General features: G+C 65.2%; 5 protein-coding genes. 1 reads left to right on the top strand and 4 read right to left on the bottom strand.

Annotated elements, in window-relative coordinates; translation table 11 throughout:
* The 4 genes from ACEN88_RS25670 to xapA form a co-directional block, all read right to left on the bottom strand.
* The coding region (locus ACEN88_RS25670; protein ID WP_413344215.1) for a hypothetical protein at nucleotides 1-228 on the bottom strand (228 nt) is incomplete at its 3' end.
* 26 nt (nucleotides 229-254) lie between these two features.
* On the bottom strand, nucleotides 255-1,223 hold the full coding sequence (deoC, locus tag ACEN88_RS25665) for a deoxyribose-phosphate aldolase (RefSeq protein WP_413344214.1): 969 nt from the start codon (nucleotides 1,221-1,223) through the stop codon (nucleotides 255-257).
* Nucleotides 1,220-2,413, bottom strand: coding sequence for a phosphopentomutase (locus ACEN88_RS25660; RefSeq protein WP_413344212.1), 1,194 nt, complete (start codon nucleotides 2,411-2,413; stop codon nucleotides 1,220-1,222). Before ACEN88_RS25660 ends, deoC begins: the two co-directional genes overlap by 4 nt.
* A 146-nt stretch (nucleotides 2,414-2,559) precedes the next feature.
* Nucleotides 2,560-3,411: a xanthosine phosphorylase gene (gene xapA / locus ACEN88_RS25655; RefSeq protein WP_413344210.1), complete on the bottom strand. Its 852-nt coding sequence runs from the start codon at nucleotides 3,409-3,411 to the stop codon at nucleotides 2,560-2,562.
* Nucleotides 3,412-3,624: 213 nt separating this feature from the next.
* Between xapA and ACEN88_RS25650 the strand changes: the two genes are divergently transcribed.
* On the top strand, nucleotides 3,625-4,232 hold a 608-nt coding region (locus ACEN88_RS25650; protein WP_413344208.1), incomplete at its 3' end, for a PfkB family carbohydrate kinase.

The following is a 4,232-nucleotide window of genomic DNA, read 5'->3' as shown; positions in this document are numbered from 1 at the left end:
GTCCACGGCGCGGTCGACGTCGGCCTGCGACGCCTGCGTCACCTGCGCCAGCTCGCTGCCGTCGGCCGGATTGAACGAGCCGAACGTCTCATTCGCATCGGTCCAGGCGCCGTCGACGAACAGGCCGAAACGGCGGCCATGGGCTTCCAGCCACGCTTGCGCTTCCTTGGTGCTCTCGGGGGCCGGGCCGTAATCCATAGTTTGCAGAATTTCTTTAATAGTGGGCATGACAGGTCCGTGGGTGATCAACTGAGTCAAGGTTGCGCGTGACGGTGTGCCGCGGAATAGCTGCCGGTGACGTAGTGCTCGAGCTGGCGCTCGATGTCGGTCAGGAGGCTGGAGGCACCGATGCGGAACAGATGCGGTTGCAGCCATTCGTTGCCCAGCTCTTCCTTCATCACGGTCAGGTATTGCAATGCGGCCTTGGCGGAGGACACACCCCCGGCCGGCTTGTAGCCGACCTTGTAGCCGGTGCGTTCATAGTACTCGCGGATCGCTCGTACCATCACCAGCGACACGGGAATGGTCGCGTTCACACCTTCCTTGCCGGTCGATGTCTTGATGAAATCGGCGCCTGCCATCATGCAGACCCACGATGCTTTTGCTACGTTTTCCAGAGTGACGAGATCGCCCGTCGCGAGGATCGCCTTCACGTGCGCGTCGCCGCACGCCTGGCGGTAAGCGACCATCTCGTCGTACAGCGCCTGCCAGTTGCCCGTCAGGACGTGCTGGCGCGTGATCACGATGTCGATCTCGGTGGCGCCCGCGGCCACGGACAGCTCGATCTCGCGGATTTTCGTTTCGAGGCTCGACAGGCCGGCCGGGAACGCGGTCGACACGGCCGCGATCGGGAGGCGGCCCTGCAGCACCTGCGCGGCCGGCTGGATCATCTCGTGGTAGACGCACACGGCGCCCGTCGTCAGGGAGTCAAGGCCCAGTGCCTGCATCAGGTCCGCGCGCAGCGGACGCATCGCCTTGCGGCACAGGCGCTCGACGCGGCCCGGGGTGTCGTCGCCGGACAAGGTCGTCAGGTCGATGCACTCGATCGCGCGGATCAGCCACGCGGCCTGGTATTCCTTCTTGACCGTGCGGCGGTTCGCGAGGCTGGCGGCGCGGCGGTCGGCGGCGTTGCGGTTGACCTTCAGGTGGTTGATCCAGCCCAGGTCGAGGTCGATTGCCGTGTTACGTTGAAAGTCCAAGGTGAGATCTAAATGCGGGCTCATAGCAAAGCGGTTCCGTTGGCAAGGAGTTTGACGCCGAGGTGGTGCGCCAGGGTGGCGCCGATGTCGGCGAACGTGTCGGACACGGGCAGCTCGCGCGCCGGCGCGGCCGGGCCGAAGAACAGCATCGGGATGTGTTCGCGCGTGTGGTCGGAACCGGGCCACGTCGGATCGCAGCCGTGGTCCGCCGTGATGACGACGAGGTCGCCCTCTTTCAGCTTCGCGATGAAGTCCGGCAGGCGGGCATCCAGTTCGTGCAGCGCGTTCGAATAGCCGGCGACGTCGCGGCGGTGGCCGAAGTGCATGTCGAAATCGACGAAGTTCACGAACGTGAGCGACTTGTCCGGCGCGGTGTCCGCCACGTCCAGCAGGCGGTCGAACAGCGCCATGTTGTCGGCGCCCTTGATGAGTTGCGTGACGCCCTGGCCGGCGAAGATGTCGCTGATCTTGCCGAGCGAGATGACCTCCCCGCCGGCACCCTTCACGTGGTCGAGCAAGGTCGGCGCGACGGGCGGCACGGCGTAGTCGTGGCGGTTGCTCGTGCGCTTGTAGTTGCCGTTGCTGCCGGTGAACGGACGCGCGATCACGCGGCCGATGTTGTACGGCTTGACCAGCTCATAGGCGGCTTCGCACACCTGGTACAGGCGCTCGAGGCCGAAGTGCTCTTCGTGCGCGGCGATCTGCATCACGGAGTCGGCCGACGTGTAGATGATCGGCTTGCCCGTCGCGACATGCTCGTCGCCCAGTTCCGTGATGATGGTCGTCCCGGACGCGTGGCAGTTGCCCAGCCAGCCCGGCACATTCGTGATCTCGGCCAGCTTGTCCGTCAACTCTTGCGGGAACGTGGGCACGGTCTTCGGGAAGTAGCCCCAGTCGAACAGCACGGGCACGCCGGCGATTTCCCAGTGGCCGCTCTGCGTGTCCTTGCCGGTCGAGCGTTCGCGCGCGACGCCCCAGGCGCCGGTGAAACCATCGCGTTTCTGGAAGCCCGCGGGCCACTCGCCGCTCGCCTTGTGCGCGGCGGCGCCGAGGCCGATGGTTTCCAGCGTGGGCAGCGACATCGGCTTGCCCGCATCCGCGGCCCACTTCGCGATATGGCCGAGGGTGTTGGCGCCCGCGTCGCCGTATTTGTCGGCGTCGGGCAAGGCGCCCAGGCCGAAGGAGTCCAGCAGGAGGATGAATGCGCGTGACATGTCTATTTTTCCAAGTCAGATAACACGTCATTCCCGCGAAGGCGGGAATCCATCCTGAAGCCCGGAACTCGACAGCGTCGGCGTTACCCGTAACGATTGCCGGCACCTCAGCATGGGTTCCCGCGTCCGCGGGAACGACGGTGTGTTTAGGCCGCGTTAGTCGTTTTACCCAGTCGTTCAATAAACCCGTGAATCAGCGTGACCATATCCTTGGCCGCAATCGCAGCATACTTCAGCGTCTGTTCGTGCGACAGCGGGAACGGGGTCAGGCCTTCGGCCAGGTTCGTGATGGCGGACATGCCCGCGACCTTCAGGCCGCAATGACGGGCCGAGATCACTTCCGGCACGACCGACATGCCGACGACGTCCGCACCCAGCGCCTTGAACGCGCGGATCTCGGCGGCCGTCTCGAAGTTCGGGCCAGGGCAGGCGAGGTACACGCCTTCATTCAAGGTGATGTTCTTCTCCGCCGCCGTGGCCTTGATCAGGTCGCGCATGTCGGCATCGTACGCATTGGCCATGCTGAAGAAGCGCGGGCCGAAGCGGTCGTCGTTCGGGCCGGCCATCGGGCTGCCCGGCAGCAGGTTGATGTGGTCCGTCAGCACGACGACGCTGCCCGCATCCACTTCCGGACGCAGCGAGCCGGCGGCGTTCGTCACGAACAGCAGTTCGCAGCCGATCAGTTTGAACGTGCGCACGGCCGAGGTCATCACGGCCGGGCCGTAACCTTCATAGAAGTGGCCGCGGCCCTTCATGCACACGACCGGCACACCGGCCAGCGTACCCAGGACCAGTTCCCCCGCGTGGCCGTGCACGGTGCTGATCGGGAAGCCCGGCAGGTCGGCGTAGCTGATCGCCACCGCATCCTCCATCTGCTCGGCCAGCACACCGAGGCCGGAACCGAGGATCAGGGCCACGCGCGGCGTGAAGCCCGGCTTGCGGGCGCGGATGACGTCGGCGGCTTCGAAAGGAGTGTTGCTGAAGGAGTGAGTAGTCATTGTCGCGGTCCGGTCGAGAATGGGGCAGAGGGATGCACCAACATATGCCAACTATGCATGAACCCCGATTGTGTTGGCAAATACCATTTTTCTGGCAGATTTATATCTTGCGGGAATAAATTCGCGCTAGACTCCAATCATGCATATGCCCGCGTTGACCTTGTGCAAACATATGTTTAAGATGAAAAACAAAAGTTTAACCCAACCGTCATCGTGACAGAACCGTCGAAGAAACAACATCTCTACGAGGCCATCCGCGCGAATCCTTTCATTTCGCAGCAGGAGCTCGCCAACCAGCTCGGACTGTCGCGCTCCGCGGTCGCCGGCTATATCGCGGGCCTGATCCGCGAGCGCAAGCTGCTCGGGCGCGCCTACGTGCTGCCGGACCGCCGTCCCGTCGTGTGCGTGGGTGCGGCGAACCTCGACCGCAAGCTGCGCTCGACGGCGCCGCTCGCCCTGCGCACGTCGAACCCGGCCAGCCAGAGCGAATCGTTCGGCGGCGTGGCGCGCAACATCGCCGAGAATCTCGCCCGGCTGGGCACGACGGTCGCGCTGCTGACAGCGATCGGCGCGGATTCCTCCGGCGCCGCCCTGCTCGACCATGCCGAGAGCCTCGGCATCGACGTGCGCGGCGCGCTGCGCCTGGACGGCTGCTGCAGCGGCACGTACACGGCCGTGCTGGACCGCGACGGCGAGATGGTCGTGGCGCTGGCCGACATGGCGCTGTATGACCGCATGGAGCCGGCGTACATCGACGCGCGCCAGGCCCAGCTCGCGGGCGCCGCGCTCGTCGTCGCGGACCTGAACCTGCCGCGGGACAC

Origin of the sequence: Massilia sp. CT11-108 (assembly GCF_047302915.1) — a bacterium.
Classification (GTDB): domain Bacteria; phylum Pseudomonadota; class Gammaproteobacteria; order Burkholderiales; family Burkholderiaceae_D; genus Telluria; species Telluria orientalis.
The sequence above is the reverse complement of the archived record's forward strand: the minus strand, read 5'-3'. Positions and strand labels throughout refer to the sequence as shown.